The sequence below is a fragment of the Brevundimonas sp. genome, assembly GCF_041911375.1.
GTDB lineage: Bacteria > Pseudomonadota > Alphaproteobacteria > Caulobacterales > Caulobacteraceae > Brevundimonas.
Map to the genome: position 1 here is coordinate 14,750 of NZ_JAYRPA010000030.1, position 20,612 is coordinate 35,361.

Below are 20,612 nucleotides of genomic sequence, written 5' to 3' on the forward strand. Positions count from 1 at the left end.
GAAACCGGATCAGAATTCGGTCCAGCTGGAACCGGGATCGCGCTGGCCGGGCTGGGCCTGCTGCTGGCCCCAGGTGACCATCATCATCGCCTTGTGGCTGCGGATCCGGTAGCTGCCAATCATCGGCAGGACGGCGCCCAGGGGCGCGCCGGTCCGGGCCTCGTAGAGGAAGCCCGAGAATTCGGCCACGCCGACCCGGTCGCGGTGACTGTAGATCGACAGTTCGGGCAGCGAGACGACGTTGAAGGTCTCGTTGATCGGCACCCGCATTTCCGGAATGCCGAAGACGCGGCGCATCTGCTCCAGCGACAGGGCGCCGGCGCGGATCTCGAACACGGCGTCGGCGGCGTCCTTGTTCGGCGCCAGGCGAAAGCCGGCGTCCGACAGGGCCGCGCGGACGGCGCTGATCGCATAGCGCGCGCCCTCGCCCTGGAAGTAGGATTCGTCGACATAGACGGCCGATCCGGCGGGCAGCGGCAGGCTGAGGCCCTCGACCGCCCGGTCGGCGGCCCGGGCCAGCAGCAGCTGTTCGGTCGCGGTGCGGCCGGGATTGGTCTCGGTGGTCGAGGCGCAGGCGGCGACGAGCAGGCCGGCCGCCAGGGGCAGGACCGCGCGCCGCAGCATCACCACGTTCCCGTATTGGGCATGGAGGCCCAGGGCTCGGCCGGCGCCAGGGCCGGACCGTCCTGAAGCAGTTCGATGGAGATGCCGTCGGGCGAGCGCACGAAGGCCATGTTGCCGTCGCGCGGCGGGCGGTTGATGATCACGCCGCCGTCCATCAGCCGCTGGCAGGCGGCGTAGATGTCGTCGACCTTGTAGGCCAGGTGGCCGAAGTTGCGGCCGCCCTGATACTCTTCAGGATCCCAGTTGAAGGTCAGCTCGACCTCCGGGCTGCGTTCGGCCGCGGACTGTTCCAGGTTCTTGGGCGCGGCCAGGAAGACCAGGGTGAAGCGGCCGGCCTCGTTCTCCATGCGCCGGACTTCCTGCAGGCCCAGAAGGTCGCAGTAGAAGTGCAGCGAGGCGTCGAGGTCCTTTACGCGGACCATGGTGTGCAGATAGCGCATTGGCGATCTCCGGGGAGGACGGGCGGCCGGGCGGCGTCAGTGCGCCTCGGGCGCGCGGGCGGCGGGGCTCAAATATTCGTTCTCGTCGTGCGGATGGGCCGACAGGACGAAGCGACGGTCGCAGTAGCCGCATTCGACGAAGTCGTCCTCGCCCATGTCCATGTAGACCAGCGGATGGCCCAGGGCGCCGCCGCCGCCGTCGCAGGCCACGCGCTTGGTCGAGACCACGATCTCTTCGGGCGGCGGAATGATCGCATCGATGTGGCGGGGCGGCATTTTCGGCTCATCTCTTGGCGGGGAGGCGTCGGGCGCATACCTATGCGGCCCGTCCGGCGGCGTCAAACCGCCGCGCGACCTGATTTCCTGACCCGAAGCGCCCCTGATGACCGATCCCGCGACCCTGCCCGACAACGCCATAGAGGTGCGGGGCCTGAAGAAGACCTATGCCGGATCGAAGAAGGCGGCGCCGAAGACGGCCTTGCGGGGCGTCGACCTGGTCATTCCGCGCGGGTCCATGTTCGGCCTGCTGGGCCCCAACGGCGCCGGCAAGTCGACCCTGATCAACATCCTGGCCGGGGTCGTGAAGAAGTCCGAGGGATCGGTGAAGATCTGGGGCCGCGACATCGACGGGGAGCCGCGCGACGCCGCCGCGGCCATCGGCGTGGTGCCCCAGGAGATCGTCGCCGACGTCTTCTTCACCCCGCGCGAGTCGCTGGAGGTGCAGGCCGGCTTCTATGGCGTGCCGGCCAACGAGCGGCGCTCGGACGAGCTGCTGGCGGCGCTGGGCCTGTCGGACAAGGCGAACGCCTATGTGCGGGCGCTGTCGGGCGGCATGAAGCGGCGGCTGATGGTGGCCAAGGCCTTGGTGCATAATCCGCCGATCCTGATCCTGGACGAGCCGACCGCCGGCGTGGATGTCGAGCTGCGCCGCCAGCTGTGGGAATACGTCCGGCGCATCAACGCCGAGGGCGTCACCATCGTCCTGACCACCCACTATCTGGAAGAGGCGCAGGAGCTCTGCGACACCATCGCCATCGTCAACCGGGGCGAGGTGGTGGCCTGCGAGCCGACCCCGCAACTGCTGCGCCGATTGGACAGCCGCAATGTGGTGGTGACGCCCGAGACGCCGCAGGCGACCCCGCCGGTGTTGCCCGGCTTCGAAGTGACGGCCCGGCCGAACGGCGCCTTCGCGGTGGCCTACAAGAAGGGTCAGTCGTCGGTCGAGCAGGTCATCGCCGCCGTGCGCCAGGCGGGCGTGACCATCGCCGACATCTCGACCGAGGACCCGGACCTGGAGGACGTCTTCCTGGCCCTGACCTACGGCGACGCGTCAAAGGTCGATCCGACGAAGGACTGACGGCGGCGCGTCCGGTCGAAGATGAAACTTTCGTCATGAAGACCCGTCCCCGTTGTGACGCGGCGTCCCGAGTCTAAAGTCGGTCCCTCGCAAACCGAGGAATTGCCCATGCGTCGTGTCGTCCCCCTAGTCGCCGCCGCCGCCTTGATGGCGGTGGGTACGCCCGTCCTGTTCGCGCCGGGCGTCGCCCTGGCGGCCGCTTCCGCCCAATCCACCGCCCCGGCGGCCGCCGCCATGCAGCCCGCCCCGGTGTCGGAACTGGTGGCCGAGGTGGACATCCCCTACACCCGCTTCACGCTGGACAACGGCCTGACCGTGCTGGTGCACGAGGACCACAAGGCGCCGGTGGTGGCGGTTTCGGTCTGGTACAACGTCGGCTCCAAGGACGAGCCCGAGGGCCGCACCGGCTTCGCCCACCTGTTCGAACACCTGATGTTCGGCGGCTCGGAGAACGCGCCGGGCAGCTATTTCACGCCGATGCGCAACATGGGCGCGACGGACATGAACGGGACCACCTGGTTCGACCGCACCAACTATTTCGAGACGGTCCCGACCCCGGCGCTGGAGCAGACGCTGTTCATGGAAAGCGACCGCATGGGCTACATGCTGGGCGCCATCAGCCAGGAGACGCTGGATCTGCAGCGCGGCGTCGTCCAGAACGAGAAGCGCCAGGGCGACAACCAGCCCTATGGCCTGAACGAATACAAGGTGCTGGAAGCCCTGTTCCCGGAAGGGCACCCCTACCGCCACTCGACCATCGGCTCGATGGCCGACCTGGACGCGGCCTCGATGGAGACGGTGCGCGACTGGTTCCGTTCCAACTACGGTCCCAACAACGCCGTGCTGGTGCTGGCCGGCGACATCACGCCCGAGAAGGCGCGCGAGCTGACCGAAAAATACTTCGGCCCGATCCCGCGCGGTCCGGTGAACAACCCCAGGGAAGCCTCGGTCCCGACCCTGGCTGCGCCCATCAGCGAGACGACCCACGACCGCGTGGCCAACGCCCAGGTGTCGATCAACTGGGCCGTGCCGGGCATGCTGGACCCGGACGCCGTGCCGCTGAGCGTCGGCGCGTCCGTGCTGGGCGGCCTGGCCAGCTCTCGTCTGGACAATGAACTGGTGCGCGGCGACCAGACCGCCGTGTCGGTCAGCGCCTCGAACGGCGCCTTCCACCGCGTGGGCATGTTCGACATCACCCTGAACGTGAAGCCGGGCGAGGATCCCGCCGCCGTCGAGGCGCGCGCCCGCCAAATCCTGGACGGCCTGATCGCCAACGGCCCGACCGCCGAGGAGGTCGAGCGGGTCAAGACCCAGTACGTCTCCCGCGTCGTGCAGGGGCTGGAGCAGGTCGGCGGCTTCGGCGGCAAGGCCGTGGCCCTGGCGGAAGGACAGCTCTACGCGGGCGATCCGGAACACTACAAGAAGGAGCTCCAGGCCTATGCGGCGGTGACGCCGGCGCAGGTTCAGGCGGCGATGCAGAAGTGGCTGACGCGTCCGGCCTATACGCTGACGACCCTGCCGGGCGAGCGCGAGGCCTATCAGGAGGCCGCCGAGGCGCCGTCGGGCGCCAACCACACGCCGGCCCCGCCGATCGAACGCGTGGCCCGCATGCCCAAGCCCGAGATCGGCCAGGTCGCCAACGTCGACTTCCCGGCCGTCGAGCGCACCCGCCTGTCGAACGGCATCGAGGTGGTCTACGCCCAGCGCGACGCGGTGCCGGCCACCAAGATCGCCCTGGATTTCGACGCCGGCCTGGCCGCCGACGACGCGTCCAAGCTGGGCCTGCAGACGCTGATGCTGGACCTGATGGACGAAGGCACCAAGACGCTGAACGCCACCCAGCTGGCCGAGGCGCAGGAAACCCTGGGCGCCTCGATCTCCACCGGCGCCACCATGGATCGGTCGGTGGTGTCGCTGGCGGCGGTGACGCCGAACCTTCAGCCGTCGGTGGCCTTGCTGGCGGACGTGGTCAAGAACCCGGCCTTCGCCCCGGCGGAGCTGGAGCGACTGCGCGCCACCCGCCTGTCGCGGATCGCGGCCGAGCGCACCCAGCCGGCCGCCCTGGCCAGCCGCGCCCTGCCGGAGCTGATCTACGGGTCGGCCAGCCCCTACGGCCGTCCGTTCAGCGGCAACGGCGACGAGGCCAGCGTCAAGGCGATCACCGAGGCCGACGTCCGCGCCGACTACGCCGAGTGGATCCGGCCGGACAACGCCAAGATCTTCGTCGTTTCGGACCGGCCGCTGTCGGAAATCACCCCGGTGCTGGAGGCCAACTTCGGAAGCTGGTCGACGCCGTCCGCCGCCAAGGGGGTGAAGGACTTCTCGGCCCCGATCCCGGCCGCGACGCCCAAGATCGTCCTGATCGACCGGCCGCAGTCGCCCCAGTCCTACATCCTGGGCGGGGAAGTGCTGGACGCCTCGGGCACCGACGACCTGCTGGTGCTGAACGCGGCCAACAACGTGCTGGGCAACGACTTCCTGTCGCGCATCAACTCCGATCTGCGCGAGACCAAGGGCTGGTCGTACGGGGTCAACGCCTCGGTCCAGGGCTTCCAGAACCGCGTGCCCTATCTGGTCAACGCGCCGGTCCAGGCCGACCAGACCGGCCCGGCCATCGCGGCGCTGAACGCCCAGTTCAACGACTTCCTCAAGGGAGGCAAGGGCGTGACCGCGGCCGAGCTTGAGCGCACGGTCAACGGCAATACCCGTCGCCTGGCCGGCAGCTACGAGACGTCGGGCGCGGTGCTCGGCGCGCTGCGCACCAACGACGCCCTGGGCCGTCCGGACGACTATCCGGAAACCGTGGCGGCGCGCACCAACGCGCTGACGGCGGCCGAGCTTGACGCCGCGGCCAAGGCCGCGATCGACCCGTCCAGGTTCGTCTGGGTGGTCGTCGGCGACGCCTCGGTGGTCAAGCCGCAGCTGGACGCCCTGGGCCTGCCAGTCGAGGTGCGGTCGGCGGCGCCGGCCGCGCAATAGGCGCAACGGTCCGAAACGACGAAGGCCCGGAGCGCATGCTCCGGGCCTTTTCGTTTGCGCTCCTGCCTTCGTCATTCCCCGCAAGCCGCTTGCGGCGCAGACCGGGGGATGACGAAAGGACTTAATCCAGCGTCGCGCCGGTCGTGCGCATGATCTCGGCGCGCAGCTCGGGCAGGCCCAGGCCCTTTTCGGACGAGGTCAGAGCCACCACGGGAAAGGCGGCCGGGCGTTTGGAGATGGCCTTCAGCGTGGCCGCCTGCACGACCTCGCCCTCGCCCTTCTTCAGCTTGTCGGCCTTGGTCAGCACGATCTGATAGCTGACCGCGGCCAGGTCCAGGGCGTCCAGCGCCTCGGCGTCCACCGACTTCAGGCCGTGCCGGCTGTCGATCAGCAGATAGACGCGCTTCAGCGTCACGCGGCCGCGCAGATAGTCGCGGCCCAGGTCCTGGAACTTCTTGGTCGTCGCCTTGGACGCCTTGGCCCAGCCGTAGCCGGGCAGGTCGACCAGACGCATCCGGCCGTCCAGGTCGAAGAAGTTGACCTCGCGCGTGCGGCCCGGCTCGTTGGAGGCGCGGGCCAGCTTGTGCATGCCGACCAGGCCGTTGATCAGGCTGGACTTGCCGACGTTGGACCGCCCGGCGAAGGCGATCTCCGGCAGGTCGGGGTCGGGCAGTTGCTCGATCTTGGCCGCGCCCATGACGAAGGTCGCCGGCCGCGCGAACAGGATGCGCGCGGCCTCGATATCCTCGGGCGTGAAGTCGGTTTCGTTGGTCACGCCGGCGATTTCTTGAAGCGGGCGATGAAGCTGTCGATCGGGTTCTCGGCCTTGTAGCGGTGCATGATGACGTACTGCTGCAGGATGGTCAGGACGTTGGACCAGGCCCAGTAGACCAGCAGGCCCGCCGCGAACGGCGCCATGATGAAGGTGAAGACCAGCGGCATGAACTGGAAGATCTGACGCTGGAGCGGATCGGTCGCCGGCGGGTTCATGGCCGTCTGCAGCCACATGGTCAGGCCGTAGGCGATGGCCAGCAGACCCACGCCCAGCGGGCCGACCAGCAGGGCGCCGACCAGCGGCAGGGTCGCCGGATCCCACGGGATGAGACCGAACAGGTTCCAGATCGTCGAGGGGTCGCGCGCCGACAGGTCCTGAATGAAGCCCAGGAACGGCTGGTGGCGCATTTCGATGGTGACCGTCAGAACCTTGTACAGGGCGTAGAAGACCGGAATCTGGAGCAGCAGCGGCAGGCAGCCGGCGACCGGATTGATCTTCTCCTTCTGGTACAGGCCCATCATCTCCTGCTGCTGCTTCTGGGGGTCGTCTTTGAACTTCTTGCGGATCTCCTCCATTTTGGGCTGGAGGTTCCGCATCTTGGACATGCTGGCGTAGGCGTTGTTGGCCAGCGGGAACATGACCAGCTTGACGATGACGGTCAGCGCCAGGATGGCGACGCCGAAGCTGCCGACCAGGCCATAGACGTTCTCCAGGATCCAGAAGATCGGACGCGTCAGGAACCAGAACATGCCCCAGTCGATCGCATAGACGAAGCGCGGCAGGCCCAGGCTCTGCTCATAGGACTTCAGCACCTCGGCGCGCTTGACGCCGGCGAACAGGCGCTGGGTCTCGGTCGCCGTCCCGCCCGGCTGCACGGTGCGGGTCGCGCCCAGGACATTGGCTTCCAGCTGCTGGCCGCCGTTGGCGTCACGCACGCGGAATTCGGTTTCGACCGCCTCGTTCTGCTGGGGCAGAAGGGCCGCCAGCCAGTATTTGTCGGTGATGCCCAGCCAGCCGCCGGTCGAGGCGTTCTCGATGCGCGGCTCCTTGACCCAGTCCTTGTATTTCTTTTGCTCGGTCCGATAGTCGCCCGGCTTGCCGAAGGTGCCGATGGCGCCCTCGTGGACGATGTGGGACGAGCCGGCGAGCGGCGGCACGCCCTGGCGCTGGACGCTGCCGTAGGGGGCGATGGTGATGGCCTGGGTTCCCAGGTTCTGCACCGTGTCCTTGACCGAGAAGACGTAGCGGTCGTCCATCGACACCACGCGGGTGAAGCGCAGGCCCTGGCCGTTGTCCCAGGTCAGGGTGATCGGCGTGGTCGGGGTCAGGGTCGAACCGGCCGTCAGCCGCCACGGCGTGTTCGGGCCGGGGACGCCGCCGGGGACGTTGGCGCCGGCCCAGCCGAACTGGGCGAAGTAGGCGTTCTCCATGCCCTGGGGGCGGAACATCTCGACCGGGGCCGGATCGTCCTGGACCTCGCGGTAGTCGGTCAGGAACAGGTCGTCGATGCGCGCGCCCTGAAGCGACAGCGAGCCTTTCAGCGTGCCGGACTGGATCGGAACGCGCGCGGCGGTGCTCAGCGCCTGGGTGCGGTCGGTGACGAAGGTGGGGCCCTGCGGGCTCAGCGCGGTGTTGGCGGCGTTCTCGGCCGTCTGCGACTGTTCGACCTGGGCCGCCTGCATCGCCGCGCGACGCTCGGCCTGCGGACGCAGCACGGTGAACCAGTAGATCCCGAGGATCAGGACCGAGCACACGATGAAGATGATCGTGTTGCGCGAGTTCTCGTTTTTCATGGGATTCGGTCGTCCTGGCCGGAAGAGGCGCGAGGGTTGGAAGGCCGGTCGGCCCGCTCGGTCTTGGGGGTCGCGAGCCTTGTAAGCGTCGATTTCACGTCGTCAAGCAAACGGTCCCAGGGACGGTCCGCCGTGCCCATGCGGGCGATGAAGACATAGTCGCTGCCGGGCCGGCCGTGCTGGCCGATCATCAGACGGGCCGCCTCGCGCAGGCGGCGCTTGGCGCGGTTCCTGACCACGGCCCCGCCGACCTTGCGGGTGGCGGTGAAGCCGACGCCGATGTGCGCCGACCCGTCGCCGCGTTCCAGCCGCTGGATCACCACCGCGCCGCGGGCCTCTGAAACGCCTTTGGCGGCCGCCAGAAACTGGGGCCGCCGCAACAGACGCTTGATCTGTAAAGGGTCGCTCATGCGTCCTTGGCTTTCGGACGCGAGAGCCGCTTACGCCGTCAGGCGCTTGCGGCCCTTGGCGCGACGGCGCGCAACGATCTTCTGGCCGTTCTTGGTGGCCATCCGGCTGCGGAAGCCGTGACGGCGCTTGCGCACGAGTCGCGACGGCTGATAGGTCCGCTTCACGGTCGGCTCCTGACGTTAAAAGGTTGGAGCGACGGGCAATAAGGCGTCCGCCGCAGGAAGGGCGGGCGTATAAGTCGCATGGCCGCGCGAGTCAACGCCGCGACCGGGCATTTCGAGGACGACGGCCGCATGGCGCAAAGATCGGCGAAGGAATGGGCGTTGCGGCTGCTGCCGCTCGCCGCGATCGCCGGTGTCGTCGTGCTGTTCTTCGCCATGGGCTGGAACCGCTTCCTGTCGATGGACCTGATCCGCGAACACGGACTGAACCTGCAGGCCTATGCGCGCGAGAACTGGTGGATCGCCCTGGCCGCCTTCGTGGCCGTGTACGCCCTGGCGACCGCCTCGACCATACCGGGCCCGGTCTTCCTGACCCTGCTGGGCGGCATGATGTTCGGCCCCGTGGTCGGCATGCTGGCCCAGGCGATGGGGGCGACGATCGGGTCGGTCGTCATCTACGGCGTCTATCGCACCTCGATCGGCGGCTGGCTGCGCGCCAAGTTCGAGGCCGACGCCGGCTTCATGGACCGGCTGGCCAAGGGCATCGACCGCAACGCCTTCACCACCCTCTTGACCCTGCGGCTGATCCCCAGCGTGCCCTTCGTCCTGATCAACGCCACGGCGGGCATGATGGCGGTGCCGCTGAGGCCGTATGTGATCGCCACCTTCCTGGGGCTGCTGCCGTCGACCTTCATCTACACCTGGATCGGATCGCGGCTGGGGGGGCTGATCCGCGCGGGCGTCCGGCCGGACCTGGACGTGCTGCTGCGCCAGTTCTTCTGGCCGCTGATGGGCGTGGTCTTCCTGTCGCTGCTGCTGCCGCTGGGCATCAAGCTGGTCCAGATGGCGCGACGCCGTCGGGCCGGGGCGGCGGCCGCATGAGCGCCCTGTTGGAGCGGATCGCGGCGCGGCTGAAGCTGTCGCCGGACGCGGTCGAGACCTGGCGCGAGCGCCTGCGGCCGCGCGCGCCCGACGGCCTGTCCTCGCGCCTGCTGCTGCTGACGGTGGCCTTCACCCTGGCGGTGGAGGCGTTGATCCTGGGGCCGAACCTGGCCGCCTTCCACGAGCGCTGGCTGCGCGACCGGCTGCAGGCCGCGGAGCTGGCCTCCGTGGGGGTCGAGGCCCTGCCGTACAGCGCCGTCGAGGACGACACCGCCGCCGAACTGATGCGGATCGGCGGGGTTCAGGCGGTGGCCCTGACCGAGCAAGGGGTCCGGCGGCTGCTGCTGCAGGCGCCGAACCTGCCCCGGGCGCCCGAACTGATCGACCTGCGCCGCGAGAACGTCTGGTCGCGTCTGACCGATCCGTGGCGCACACTGTTCGGCCACCCGGATCGGTCGCTGCGGGTCCAGGCCCAGCCGCGCTATCGCTCGGGCGACTTCATCGAGATCGTCACGCCGGCCCAGCCGCTGAAGCTGGAGCTTCGCGCCTTCCTGGTGAACAGCTTGCTGGTCTCGCTGCTGATCTCGGCGACGGCGGGGGCGCTGCTCTACGGCGGCTTGGCGTTGCTGGTGCTCAGGCCGTTGCGGCGGGTGACCCGCTCCATGGAACGGTTCGCCGCCGATCCCGAGAGCGATCCGGAAACTCCTTCCGACCGTCACGACGAGATCGGCCGGGTCGAGCGCGAACTGGCGCGGATGCAGGAGGAGGTGCGCCAGTCGCTTCGGTCGCGCGCCCGGCTGGTGGCCCTGGGCGAGGCGGTGGCCAAGATCAATCACGACCTCCGGAACATGCTGACCTCGGCGCAGATGGCCTCGGAGCGGCTGGCCGCCTCGCCGGACCCGGCGGTGGCCAAGGCCCTGCCGCGCCTGGAGCGCGCGCTGGGCCGGGCGGCGGCCCTGTCGCGCAATGTCCTGGAGTACGGCAAGAGCGAGGAGCCCGCGCCGCAGAAGACCCGCGTGGTGCTAACCCAGGCCCTGACCCTGGCGGCCGAGGACGCCGGGCTGGACCCCGACGGCGTCCGCCTGGTCAAGCAGTTGCCGCCGCGCTTCGCCGTGGAGGCCGATCCCGACCAGCTCTACCGGATCCTGGTCAATCTGATGCGCAACGCCCGCCAGGCTATCGAATCCGACCCCGGCCGCGCGCCCGAGCGGCGCGGCAAGGGCGCGATCACCATCAGCGCCTTCGCCGAGGACGGCGTCAGCGTGGTGCGCATCGCCGACGACGGCCCGGGCATCCCGGCGCGCCTGGCGCAGCGACTGTTCGAGCCCTTCGTCAGCTCCAAGACCTCGGAAGGCACCGGCCTGGGCCTGACTATCTCGCGCGAGTTGGCCGCATTGCATGGCGGGGAACTGCGCCTGGTGGACGGCGCGGAGGGCGGCGCCGTGTTCGAGCTGCGCCTGCCCGCCTAGTCCAAGCCGTCGTCGGTGACGACGAAGTCGCGGTTCTCGCTGCGGGCGCGCGCCGCCAGCTCTTCCTGCACCAGATGCCAGCGGCGCAGGCGCTCGTAGTCGATGGCGTGCTCGGGCGAGGCGTCCAGCCAGTCGCGGAAGTCCGCCAGCTGCAGGCGCGCATTGGGGGCCGACATGTCCGGCAGCGCCGGCACATTGGGCAGACGCCGCGCAACCGAGGGCGGAATAGGGAAGTCGCCGGAAGAGGTGCTCAGGATCATGGGATGCGACGCCCGCTTTAGAGAGGCGCCGACCATGCCCCAACGCCGGCGCTTGGCCAACCTTTTCGGCCTTGGCGCGTTTTCAAGCTTGAGTGTTCCTGTACAGCTTGCGCCTTTCTGGAGATCGATATGAAGCCGTTCATCGTCCTGACGATCGCCGCCACCCTGGCCGTGGCGGGCGCCGCGCAAGGGCAGACGTCGCCAGGGGCTGAGGCCGCCACCTCGGAGGCCAGCCCCTATGTCGCCCCCGACGGCTATCGCGACCAGCGCGTGCTGCCGCAGGGGAACCCCGCCGATCCCGCCGCCCGCGAGGCGCTGCTGCGGGCGCGGGGCGAAGCCTATCACCGGGCGCCTGACAGTCAGCAGACCGAGGCGGAACTCGCGGTCACGCGCGCCCTGAACGCCGAGATCGCGGCCCAGAACGACCTGGCCGAACGGCAGGAGGCGGCGGACCGGCTGGCGCATGACGCCGCGCTGGCCCGTTATCAGATCGAGGTGCAGCAGACCGAGGAGCGGGCGCGCGCGGCGGCCGAGGCGACGCGCGCCGCCCAGGATCAGTACGACCGCGACTACGCCGCCTGGGAAGAGCGGGTCGCGGCCTGCCGGGCCGGGGTGCGGGCGGCCTGCGCCGCGCGTCGGCCCTAGAGGGGCTGTTCGGCCCGTCGCTCTGCGCTGATCAGGCCGGCTTCCAGAACCTCCATCACCGCCACGGCCTGGTCGGGCGGAACCGGATTGGGCGCCTGCCCGCGCAGCGCCAGGGCGATCTGATCGTAGAAGCGGCGATAGTCGCCAGCCGGCCCGTCGACGGGCGCGCGCGCGCCGGTCTCGCCGTCGATCAGCAGGCCGGGGCGGGGGTCCAGACCCCAGCCGTCGCCGCCCGCGCGGCCGGTCGCCTTGAGCTGCTCCTCCTGGATGTCGAGGCCGGACTTGATCCAGCCGGCGCGCTCGCCCTGGATCGCGAAGCGCAGGTCGGATGCGGCGGACAGCATGTCGGCGTGCAGAATGACGCGCAAACCCTCGTAGCGCAGCACGGCGTGGGCGTAGTCGGTCGCCTTGCCGCCCTCGCGGACCACGGCCAGGTCGGCGCTGACGCCCAGAGGTCGGCCGAACAGAACCAGCGCCTGATCGATCAGGTGCGGCCCAAGGTCGTACCAGACGCCGGCGCCGGGAACGTCCGCCTCGCGCCAGCGGTCGCGCACCTGGGGCCGGAAGCGGTCGAAATGGCTCCCGAAGCGGACGATCCGACCCAGGCGGCCTTCCGCGATCAGGGCCTGAAGCGTCAGGAAGTCGGCGTCCCAGCGGCGATTGTGGAAGACCGACAGCAGCCGCCCGCGCGCCTCGGCCAGGGCCGCCAGATCCTTCGCCTCGGCGACGGTCAGGGTGAAGGGCTTGTCGACGACGACGGCGCGGCCGGCCTCCAGGGCCTGCCGGGCCAGGGGGGCGTGAAGGGCGTTGGGCGCGGCGATCACGACCAGTTCGACCCCCGGATCGGCCAGGGCGGCGCCCAGGTCGGCGGCGACCTTCGCCTCCGGCCAATCCGTCTTCACCACATCGCCTTGGCGGGAGACCACCGTATGCAGCCGCAGGCCTTTCGCAGCCGCGATCAGCGGCGCGTGGAAGGTCTTTCCGGCATAGCCGTAACCGACCAGGGCGACGCCGGCGGGCGTCAAGATTCGGCCCTCGCCTTGGCCTCGGCGATCAGGGCGTCGTCGATCTCGCGCGCGCGGACGGCGGCTGGGCGGCTCATCAGCCGGGCGGCGTAGGCCTGGAAGGCGGGACGCTCGGGAAGGCTCTTGAACATCTGGCCCCACGCCACCTGGCTGCCGACATAAACGTCGGCGGCGGTGAACTGGTCGCCCAGCAGCCAGGGCCCGCCCTGTTCGACGGCGTGTTCCAGCGCGTCGACCGTCTGTTCGAACGAACCGTAGCCGACCATGGCCGACTTCTCGGCCGGCGGCAGGAGCCCCAGGGAATTGGCCGTCACCGACGCCTCGACCGGACCTGCGGCGAAGAACATCCAGCGATAATAGAGGCCGCGTCGGGGATCATCCAGCGCCGGGGCCAGGTCCGCCTCGGGAAAGGCGTCGGCCAGATAGGCGCAGATGGCGGCGCATTCCGTCACCGTCACCCCGCGATGGACCACGGCCGGCACCTTGCCCATCGGATTGATGGCCAGATAGGCCGGCGCCTTCATGGTGGTGGCGTAGTCCAGCACCTCGGTCCGGTAGGGGCGACCGACCTCCTCCAGCATCCAGCGGACGATGCGTCCGCGCGACATGGGGTTGGTGTAGAAGACGATCTCGTCGGCCATGGCGTCTCTCCTTTCGGGAGAAGATACGCCCGAACGGTCGCGCGGCCTATCGCGCTTCGCGCTGCTTGAGGACAGGTCTTTTCAGCCTATCGCGCGTCGCGCTGCTTGAGGCCGGGCTCCGTCAGCCCGCAACCAGGCTCATGTCGCGCCGCGCCATCATGCGATCGAACTCGCTCCAGACCCCGTCGGCGCCGTGCCAGCTCCCCTGGGTGGCCGCCTTGGAGTATTCGGTGGCGCGGGCCTCGAAGAAGTTGGCGTGCTCGACGCCGCTGAGCAGCGACTGCAGCCAGGGCAGCGGGTTTTCCTTCACGCCGTAGACTTCCGGCAGCTTCAGCTGGCGCAGGCGCCAGTCGGCGATGAAGCGGATGTACTGCTTGATGTCGTCCGGCGTCATGCCCTGGACCGAGCCCATTTCGAAGGCCAGGTCGATGAACTTGTCCTCCATCTTCACCACCGTCTTGCAGCAGTCGACGATGTCGTCCGCCACCGTCTTGGTGACCGCGCCGGTTTCCTTGTTGAAGGCGTGGTAAAGCTTGATGATGCCTTCGCAGTGCAGGCTCTCGTCGCGCACCGACCAGGACACGATCTGGCCCATGCCCTTCATCTTGTTCTGGCGCGGGAAGTTCATCAGCATGGCGAATGACGCGAACAGCTGCACGCCTTCCGAGAAACCGCCGAACATGGCCAGGGTCCGGCAGATGTCGGCGTCTGTATCGACACCGAACTGGCCCATGTAGTCATGCTTGTCCCGCATGGCCTCGTATTCCATGAAGGCGCCGAACTCGCTCTCGGGCATGCCGATGGTTTCGAGCAGCAGGGCGTAGGCCGCGATATGGATCGTCTCCATATTGCCGAAGGCGGCCAGCATCATCTTCACCTCGGTCGGTTTGAAGACCCGGCCGTAGCGCTCCATGTAGTTGTCCTGCACCTCGATGTCCGCCTGGGTGAAGAAGCGGAAGATCTGGGTCAGCAGGTTGCGTTCGCCGTCGTTCAGGGTCGAGGCCCAGTCCTTGACGTCCTCGCCCAGCGGCACCTCTTCCGGCATCCAGTGGACCTGCTGCTGCTTCTTCCACATGTCGAACGCCCACGGATAGCGGAACGGCTTGTAGGCGGCGGACGGGGTCAGGAGGCCGGGCGCGTCGGCGCGGATGATCGGGGTCACGGCGTTCATCGGGCGAAGACCTTTGGTCGGGAGCGAGGAGAGCGAATCCGAAGAGACGTTCACCATGCGGCGGGTCGGCATCGGCGCCAAGAGGAACTTCCCCTATTTAGCGATCACATTTTCCAGCACCGCTATATGTAGTGGGCGGGCCTCAGTTTTTTGGGGATGAGGCTGGGGACGGTCCGCGCGGTCTTCCTTGACGCGGCGTGAGGGGCCTAATGTGGACCCCAAGAGGAAACACCGGCCGGCAGTCAGGCCACAGGAAGGAAATCCATGCGCGAAGCCGTCATCGTCTCCACCGCCCGCACGCCGATCGGCCGCGCCTATCGCGGCGCCTTCAACGACACCCAGGCGCAGCAGCTGGGCGCCCATGCGGTGCGGCACGCGGTCCAGCGCGCCGGCGTCGATCCGGCCGAGATCGAGGATGTGGTGATGGGCGCCGCCCTGCAGCAGGGCTCGACCGGAACCAATGTCGCGCGCCAGGTGGCGCTGGCCGCGGGCCTGCCCTCGACCGTCCCGGGCATGAGCCTGGACCGCCAGTGCGCCTCGGGCCTGATGGGCATCGCCACGGCCGCCAAACAGGTCATCTTCGATCAGCAGAAGATGGCGGTCGGCGGCGGGCTGGAGAGCATCTCCCTAGTCCAGAACCAGCACATGAACCTGTACCGCGGCAAGGACGAGGACCTGCTGAAGCTGTCACCGCACATCTATATGTCGATGCTGGAGACCGCTGAGGTCGTGGCCCGCCGCTACGGGATCAGCCGCGACCGTCAGGACGAATATGCGCTGCAGTCCCAGCAGCGCACGGCCCAGGCCCAGGCCGAGGGGCGGCTGGATGCGGAAATCGTCCCCATGACCACGACCATGCTGGTCATGGACAAGGCGACCGGCGAGACCTCCAGGAAGGAGGTCACCCTGTCCAAGGACGAGGGCAACCGGCCCGAGACCACCCTGGAAGGCCTGAAGTCGCTGAAGCCCGTGTTCGGCGCCGGCGAGGAGATCCAGCAGGGCGAATACATCACCGCCGGCAACGCCAGCCAGCTGTCGGACGGCGCCTCGGCCTGCGTGATCATGGAGGCCGGCGAGGCGGTGAAGCGCAACCTCCAGCCGCTGGGCGCCTATCGCGGCATGGCCGTCGCCGGCTGCGAGCCGGACGAGATGGGCATCGGCCCGGTCTACGCCGTGCCCAAGCTGCTGAAGCGTCACGGCCTGACCGTGGACGACATCGGCATCTGGGAGCTGAACGAGGCCTTCGCCGTCCAGGTGCTCTATTGCCGCGACACCCTGGGCATCCCGAATGACCGGCTGAACGTGTCGGGCGGCGCCATCTCGATCGGCCACCCCTACGGCATGTCGGGCGCGCGGATGACCGGCCACGTCCTGATCGAGGGCAAGCGGCGCGGCGCGAAATACGGCGTCGTCACCATGTGCGTGGGCGGCGGCATGGGCGCAGCCGGCCTGTTCGAGATCTACTGAGGCGCACTGATGAGCTCGTCATCCTGGGGGGAACCGGGGATGACGAAAATCAGACCTTCTCGCTGATCTTGATCGCCGCCTTGCACCCGGCCTTGATGACGCCGCTGAGCAGGCGATAGGCCGGGGCCTCGCGGCTGCCGTGCTCGATGGCGTGGTCGTGGTGGGCCAGTTCCTCCTCGCGGAACTGCTTCAGCTCGGCGGCCAGGGCCGGGTCGCGCTCGCCGATCTCGGCGATCTGGTCGGCGTAGTGCTGCTCGATCACGCTCTCGACCGCTTCGGTGCAGGCGTGAGCCGCCTTCTCGCCGATCAGGGCCGTCCCGGCGCCGAGCGCCGAGGCCGCCAGCCGCCAGACCGGCGTCATGGCCGTGGGCCGCACCTTGCGCTCGTTCAGCAGCCTTTCGAACCGGGCCAGATGAACCGCCTCCTGGTCCTGCATCTCGGCCAGATCCTGAGTGATCGCCTCGCGGCCCTTCTTCGCCTCGAACACCGCACGCTGGGCGCGGTAGATCAGGACGGCGGCGTATTCCCCGGCGTGGTCGACACGCAGGATCTCGTCCATCCGGGCCTTGTCGGCGCCCTGTCCGGGACGAGGCAGCGGAATGCGGTCGCTCATGGTCAGGCCTTTTCGATGCGCGGGGCGCGGGCGTCCTTGGGACGTTTGGCGGCCAGCAGGCTGAACGTCGCAAGCGCCAGGGAGATCAGGACGTTCCATTCGGCCATCGACAGACCCAGCCAGCTCCAGGCCACGTCGCCGCACGAGGGCAGGGGGCCGGCGGGGGCGGTTCCGGCCGCCAGGGCCGCCAGGGCGTCGACATCGACCGAGGCGCCGCCCATGCAGGTCGCGGGCAGGGCCCACCAGCCCTGCTCGCCGCCCATGTGGAACAGGGCCGTGATCGCGCCGGTGGCGAAGACCGCGGCCAGCAGGAAGGAGGCGATGCGCGGCGTGCCCCGCCGGCCGCCGCTGAACAGGGTCCAGCCAGTGGCCAGCACGGCGATGACGACGGCGCCCCAATAGACCTCGCGCTGTTTGAGGCAGAGGTTGCACGGCGCCAGGCCGCCGAACCGCTCGAAGGCGTGGGCGGCGCCCAGCATGGTCAGCGAGGCCGCAAGCGCGAAGGCGGTCCACCAGCGGGTCAGGAGGCGATAGGCGGCTCTCATCGACCGGCTGTTTACCTCGCCCCAGCGCCGCCGTCGATGGAGGTTCCGCTTCGCCGCCGCGCGGGACGTGCTAAGGCTCCCCGCCCCTTCTTCCTCCCCCGCCTGCAGAGCCCCATGTCCGCCGAAGATCTTCATCAGGACGACGTCAGCCACAACGTCACCCGCCTTCTGCGCCGCCTGGCCGACGATGGCGGCGAGCAGGGCCTGACCCTTCACGAGATTCGCGACCGGATGGACGAGCGCGCCTACGGCCTGCTGATCCTGCTGCTGTCGATCCCGTGCCTGGTCCCCGGCCTCTACGGCGTGCCGCAGGTGGTGGGGGTGATCATCATCCTGGTCGCCGCCCAGCTGCTGGTCGGGCGCGAGGAGCCGTGGCTGCCGCGCTGGATGCTGGAGCTTCGGGCCAAGGGGTCTTGGCTGAAGGCCATGGCCGACTTCGCGGAATCGAAGCTGGCCTGGATCGACCGTCTGTCGCGCCCGCGCCTGCGCCGTTTCGCGAGCGGGGCCGGAGAGAAGCTGGCGGCGGTCTTCATGATCCTGGCCACCCTGACCATCGTCCTGCCGATGACCAACACCATCCCGTCGATCGCCCTGGCCTTGCTTTCGGTCGGCCTGATCCAGCGCGACGGCCTGTTCGTCATCGGCGGCGCGGCGGTGGCGACGGCTTGGCTGACGCTGCTGGGAGCGGTGGCGGCGGGCCTGCTGTTCGGGGCGGAATGGGCGACGCGGCTGCTGCCGGGCTAGGAGCCGCTATTCGTCGCGCAGCTCCAGCGCCGTGAACGGCGCCTGTCCCCGCTCGATGCGGATCAGGTCCAGCACCCCGACAATCTGTCGCGAGCGCCACAGGCTGCTGAGATAGCCGGCCGGCGCCAGGCCGAGCACCGCGGCGCCGCCGAAGATCATCAGCGGATCGGCGCGGATGAAGCCCAGCAGGCTGTCGCCCGCCAGTTCGGCCCCAAGCGCCACGATCGAGAGCGGGATGGTCAGGTAGCCGACGACGACCGCACGGGCCATCTGGTCCTGGCGGCGCACGTTCAGGTTCGCCAGGGCAGAAAGGGCGTCGAAGGTCGCGTCGTCCACCCCCTCAAGCAGTTCGAACGACCGGATCGTCGAGGGATTGCGACGAAAGCCGCTGAGGAAGTCGACCCCGACATAGCCCCAGGCGCCCGGCGTGTAGAAGCTGGAAGGAATCAGGCTCCAGGCGGGAAACAGCGCCTTGAGGCGGCGCCAGAGGCCCCACAGCTGGGCGTGCGCGTCCGCGCTGCCGTCGATTTCCCGATCCGTCATGGGATCATCGCCCCCCGGGTCCCCAAAGGACTCGTGTTCGACCAGATGCCTCTTTCTGGCAAGCGGTATCCATCACGACGCCGTGGTCCGCCTTGGCTCGAGCGGTTCAGACGATTAGGTTCCGCGCCAATCGGCGACCCGGTCGCCCCAAAACCTTGCAGGAGACGCTCCATGCACGACCTTCCCCAAACCGACGCCCAGCGCATCGATCAGGAAAACCCCCTCGGCGTCGACGGCTTCGAATTCGTCGAGTTCACCGGCCCCGAGCCGAAAGCCATGATCTCGCGCCTGGAGATGATGGGCTTCACCCAGACGCACGTGAATCCGAAGACCGACGTGGTGCGCCTGAAGCAGGGCGACATCTCCTTCCTGGTTCACCGCAGCCCGAAGGGCCAGGCCGCCGACTTCGCCAAGGACCACGGCCCGTCGGCGAACGGCATGGCCTTCCGCACCACGGACGCCAAGGCCGCCTACGAGGGCGCCCTGGCGCGCGGCGCCGTGGCGGCCGAGGGCGCGAACGGCGGCGCGCTGGGCGACCACCCCTACATCCTTCAGGGCATCGGCGGTTCGCTGCTCTACGTCATCGACCAGTATGGCGACGCCGGCTCCCTCTATGACGCCTGGGACGAGATCGAGGGCTGGGAAGAGGCCGAGCGCAAGAACTCGGTCGGCCTGGAGATCCTGGACCACCTGACCCACAACGTGCGTCGCGGCCAGATGCGGACCTGGTCCGGCTTCTACAACTCGATCTTCAACTTCGAAGAGCAGAAGTATTTCGACATCAAGGGCAAGGCGACCGGCCTGTTCTCCCAGGCGATGATTGCGCCCGACCGCGCCATCCGCATCCCGCTGAACGAAAGCCAGGACGAGAACTCCCAGATCGAGGAGTTCATCCGCCGCTACAACGGCGAGGGCATCCAGCACATCGCCCTGACCACCGAGAACATCTTCGAGACGGTCGAGGCCATGCGCGAACGCGGCGTCGCCTTCCAGGACACGATCGAGACCTACTTCGAACTGATCGACAAACGCCTGCCGAACCACGGCGAAGACGTGGAGCGGATGCGCAAGAACCGCATCCTGATCGACGGCTCGGACGAGGAAGGCCTGCTGCTGCAGATCTTCACCGAGGACACCTTCGGCCCGATCTTCTTCGAGATCATCCAGCGCAAGGGCAACGAGGGCTTCGGCAACGGCAACTTCCAGGCCCTGTTCGACTCCATCGAACTGGACCAGATCCGTCGCGGCGTCATCAAGGTCGACGCCTGAATGCGGCCGCCGCACTGGCTGCCCTGGCTCGGCCCGCTTCTGGCGGCCGGCGCCGGGGCGCTGGCGGGCGAGTTCTGGCTGGGCGGCGGCTTCTGGGTGGTGCTGGTCGCGGCCCTGATCTGCGGCTTTGCGCCCATCGTCGCCTATCGCATCTGGAAACGGATGCACCATCGGTCCTGATCGACCGGCTGAGGGGGAAGTCATGAAGTCCGTCGCGTTCGCCGCCGTCCTGTCCTTGTCGTTGGGCCTGTCCTCCGCTCCGGTCGTGGCGGAAGAGGCGCCGCGCTGGTCGCTGGCCATTCACGGCGGGGCCGGGGTGATCGAACGCGACAGCCTGACGCCGCAGCAGGACGCCGCCTATCGCGCCGCGCTCCAGCGGGCGCTCGACGCCGGCTCGGCCGTGCTGCGGTCGGGCGGCGCGGCGATGGACGCGGTGCAGGCCGCCATCCAGGTCATGGAAGACGATCCGCTGTTCAACGCCGGACGCGGCGCCGTCTTCACCGCCGCGGGCCGGAACGAACTGGACGCCGCCGTGATGAACGGGACGGACCTTACCGCGGGCGCCGTCGCCGGCCTGACCGCCACGCGCCATCCGATCGCCGCCGCACGCGCGGTGATGGAGCAGTCTCCGCACGTCATGCTGATCGGCCCGGGCGCCGACGCCTTCGCCGCCTCGGCGGGCCTGGAGCAGGTCGATCCGTCCTGGTTCTTCACCGAGCGGCGCTGGGAGGGCCTGGTCAAGGCGCTGACGGAGGCGGGGCTGCCCGTGCCCGACCGCCCCGCCGGGGCGCCGGCGCC

Annotated in this window: 24 protein-coding genes; 10 read left to right on the top strand and 14 right to left on the bottom strand. The window is 68.9% G+C overall.

Annotation, left to right across the window (positions count from 1 at the left end; all coding sequences use genetic code 11):
- Positions 1 to 9 precede the first annotated feature (9 nt).
- From ACE3PU_RS06690 to ACE3PU_RS06700, 3 genes are read right to left on the bottom strand one after another with little or no spacing between them, the layout of a single operon-like run.
- On the bottom strand, positions 10 to 624 hold the full coding sequence (locus ACE3PU_RS06690) for a DUF6655 family protein (protein ID WP_374387958.1): 615 nt from the start codon (positions 622 to 624) through the stop codon (positions 10 to 12).
- Positions 624 to 1,064, bottom strand: coding sequence for a VOC family protein (locus ACE3PU_RS06695; RefSeq protein WP_374387960.1), 441 nt, complete (start codon positions 1,062 to 1,064; stop codon positions 624 to 626). Before ACE3PU_RS06695 ends, ACE3PU_RS06690 begins: the two co-directional genes overlap by 1 nt.
- A 36-nt stretch (positions 1,065 to 1,100) precedes the next feature.
- Positions 1,101 to 1,340 (bottom strand): zinc-finger domain-containing protein, encoded by a 240-nt coding sequence (locus ACE3PU_RS06700; RefSeq protein ID WP_374387962.1) that lies wholly within the window; start codon positions 1,338 to 1,340, stop codon positions 1,101 to 1,103.
- Positions 1,341 to 1,446: 106 nt separating this feature from the next.
- Between ACE3PU_RS06700 and ACE3PU_RS06705 the strand changes: the two genes are divergently transcribed.
- Entirely contained in the window at positions 1,447 to 2,421 is a 975-nt protein-coding gene (locus ACE3PU_RS06705) for an ABC transporter ATP-binding protein (RefSeq protein ID WP_374387964.1), read from the top strand.
- Between the two features lie 108 nt (positions 2,422 to 2,529).
- Positions 2,530 to 5,400, top strand: a complete 2,871-nt coding sequence (locus ACE3PU_RS06710; RefSeq protein ID WP_374387966.1) for a M16 family metallopeptidase — start codon at positions 2,530 to 2,532, stop codon at positions 5,398 to 5,400.
- A 121-nt stretch (positions 5,401 to 5,521) separates the two neighbouring features.
- Here ACE3PU_RS06710 and yihA read toward each other — a convergent pair whose 3' ends face one another.
- From yihA to rpmH, 4 genes are read right to left on the bottom strand one after another with little or no spacing between them, the layout of a single operon-like run.
- Complete coding sequence (yihA, locus tag ACE3PU_RS06715) at positions 5,522 to 6,175, bottom strand: ribosome biogenesis GTP-binding protein YihA/YsxC (protein WP_374387968.1); 654 nt, start codon at positions 6,173 to 6,175, stop codon at positions 5,522 to 5,524.
- Positions 6,172 to 7,968 carry a membrane protein insertase YidC gene (yidC, locus tag ACE3PU_RS06720; protein ID WP_374387970.1) on the bottom strand — a complete coding sequence of 599 codons (1,797 nt, stop codon included), beginning with the start codon at positions 7,966 to 7,968 and terminating at the stop codon, positions 6,172 to 6,174. The genes yihA and yidC overlap by 4 nt, the downstream gene beginning before the upstream one ends.
- Positions 7,965 to 8,378, bottom strand: coding sequence for a ribonuclease P protein component (gene rnpA, locus ACE3PU_RS06725; RefSeq protein ID WP_374387972.1), 414 nt, complete (start codon positions 8,376 to 8,378; stop codon positions 7,965 to 7,967). Before rnpA ends, yidC begins: the two co-directional genes overlap by 4 nt.
- Positions 8,379 to 8,408: 30 nt before the next feature.
- Positions 8,409 to 8,543, bottom strand: a complete 135-nt coding sequence (gene rpmH, locus ACE3PU_RS06730; protein WP_003164000.1) for a 50S ribosomal protein L34 — start codon at positions 8,541 to 8,543, stop codon at positions 8,409 to 8,411.
- 78 nt (positions 8,544 to 8,621) lie between these two features.
- Between rpmH and ACE3PU_RS06735 the strand changes: the two genes are divergently transcribed.
- Both ACE3PU_RS06735 and ACE3PU_RS06740 read left to right on the top strand, forming a co-directional pair.
- Complete coding sequence (locus ACE3PU_RS06735) at positions 8,622 to 9,422, top strand: TVP38/TMEM64 family protein (RefSeq protein ID WP_374387974.1); 801 nt, start codon at positions 8,622 to 8,624, stop codon at positions 9,420 to 9,422.
- Positions 9,419 to 10,891, top strand: coding sequence for a sensor histidine kinase (locus ACE3PU_RS06740; RefSeq protein WP_374387976.1), 1,473 nt, complete (start codon positions 9,419 to 9,421; stop codon positions 10,889 to 10,891). Before ACE3PU_RS06735 ends, ACE3PU_RS06740 begins: the two co-directional genes overlap by 4 nt.
- On the opposite strand, the gene ACE3PU_RS06745 is transcribed toward ACE3PU_RS06740, so the two are convergent.
- Complete coding sequence (locus ACE3PU_RS06745) at positions 10,888 to 11,151, bottom strand: hypothetical protein (RefSeq protein ID WP_374387978.1); 264 nt, start codon at positions 11,149 to 11,151, stop codon at positions 10,888 to 10,890. The two genes, ACE3PU_RS06740 and ACE3PU_RS06745, sit on opposite strands and share 4 nt — an antisense overlap.
- A gap of 129 nt (positions 11,152 to 11,280) precedes the next feature.
- Here ACE3PU_RS06745 and ACE3PU_RS06750 point away from each other — a divergent pair, with 129 nt between their 5' ends.
- Positions 11,281 to 11,796, top strand: a complete 516-nt coding sequence (locus ACE3PU_RS06750) for a hypothetical protein (RefSeq protein ID WP_374387980.1) — start codon at positions 11,281 to 11,283, stop codon at positions 11,794 to 11,796.
- Here ACE3PU_RS06750 and ACE3PU_RS06755 read toward each other — a convergent pair.
- The 3 genes from ACE3PU_RS06755 to ACE3PU_RS06765 form a co-directional block, all read right to left on the bottom strand.
- The gene (locus ACE3PU_RS06755) at positions 11,793 to 12,821 is read right to left on the bottom strand and encodes an oxidoreductase (RefSeq protein ID WP_374387982.1); all 1,029 of its coding nucleotides are present in this window, start codon (positions 12,819 to 12,821) and stop codon (positions 11,793 to 11,795) included. The genes ACE3PU_RS06750 and ACE3PU_RS06755 overlap by 4 nt on opposite strands.
- On the bottom strand, positions 12,818 to 13,462 hold the full coding sequence (locus ACE3PU_RS06760) for a glutathione S-transferase family protein (protein WP_374387984.1): 645 nt from the start codon (positions 13,460 to 13,462) through the stop codon (positions 12,818 to 12,820). Before ACE3PU_RS06760 ends, ACE3PU_RS06755 begins: the two co-directional genes overlap by 4 nt.
- Positions 13,463 to 13,583: 121 nt before the next feature.
- Entirely contained in the window at positions 13,584 to 14,633 is a 1,050-nt protein-coding gene (locus ACE3PU_RS06765; RefSeq protein ID WP_374387986.1) for a ribonucleotide-diphosphate reductase subunit beta, read from the bottom strand.
- Positions 14,634 to 14,897: 264 nt separating this feature from the next.
- Between ACE3PU_RS06765 and ACE3PU_RS06770 the strand changes: the two genes are divergently transcribed.
- Positions 14,898 to 16,100, top strand: a complete 1,203-nt coding sequence (locus tag ACE3PU_RS06770; RefSeq protein ID WP_374387988.1) for an acetyl-CoA C-acyltransferase — start codon at positions 14,898 to 14,900, stop codon at positions 16,098 to 16,100.
- 49 nt (positions 16,101 to 16,149) lie between these two features.
- Here the strand turns inward: ACE3PU_RS06770 and ACE3PU_RS06775 are convergent, their stop codons facing one another.
- Positions 16,150 to 16,713, bottom strand: coding sequence for a demethoxyubiquinone hydroxylase family protein (locus ACE3PU_RS06775; protein ID WP_374387990.1), 564 nt, complete (start codon positions 16,711 to 16,713; stop codon positions 16,150 to 16,152).
- 2 nt (positions 16,714 to 16,715) lie between these two features.
- The gene (locus ACE3PU_RS06780; protein WP_374387992.1) at positions 16,716 to 17,258 is read right to left on the bottom strand and encodes a disulfide bond formation protein B; all 543 of its coding nucleotides are present in this window, start codon (positions 17,256 to 17,258) and stop codon (positions 16,716 to 16,718) included.
- 114 nt (positions 17,259 to 17,372) lie between these two features.
- Here ACE3PU_RS06780 and ACE3PU_RS06785 point away from each other — a divergent pair, with 114 nt between their 5' ends.
- On the top strand, positions 17,373 to 18,002 hold the full coding sequence (locus ACE3PU_RS06785; protein ID WP_374387994.1) for an exopolysaccharide biosynthesis protein: 630 nt from the start codon (positions 17,373 to 17,375) through the stop codon (positions 18,000 to 18,002).
- Positions 18,003 to 18,008: 6 nt separating this feature from the next.
- Here the strand turns inward: ACE3PU_RS06785 and ACE3PU_RS06790 are convergent, their stop codons facing one another.
- A complete protein-coding gene (locus ACE3PU_RS06790; protein ID WP_374387996.1) occupies positions 18,009 to 18,545 on the bottom strand; it encodes a hypothetical protein in 537 nt (178 codons plus the stop codon).
- A 171-nt stretch (positions 18,546 to 18,716) separates the two neighbouring features.
- Here ACE3PU_RS06790 and hppD point away from each other — a divergent pair, with 171 nt between their 5' ends.
- The 3 genes from hppD to ACE3PU_RS06805 all read left to right on the top strand — a co-directional run.
- Complete coding sequence (hppD, locus tag ACE3PU_RS06795) at positions 18,717 to 19,814, top strand: 4-hydroxyphenylpyruvate dioxygenase (protein ID WP_374387998.1); 1,098 nt, start codon at positions 18,717 to 18,719, stop codon at positions 19,812 to 19,814.
- Positions 19,815 to 19,994 carry a hypothetical protein gene (locus ACE3PU_RS06800; protein ID WP_374388000.1) on the top strand — a complete coding sequence of 60 codons (180 nt, stop codon included), beginning with the start codon at positions 19,815 to 19,817 and terminating at the stop codon, positions 19,992 to 19,994. It begins immediately after the preceding gene.
- Between the two features lie 22 nt (positions 19,995 to 20,016).
- Positions 20,017 to 20,612: isoaspartyl peptidase/L-asparaginase (locus tag ACE3PU_RS06805; protein ID WP_374388002.1), on the top strand; the 596-nt coding region annotated here is incomplete at its 3' end.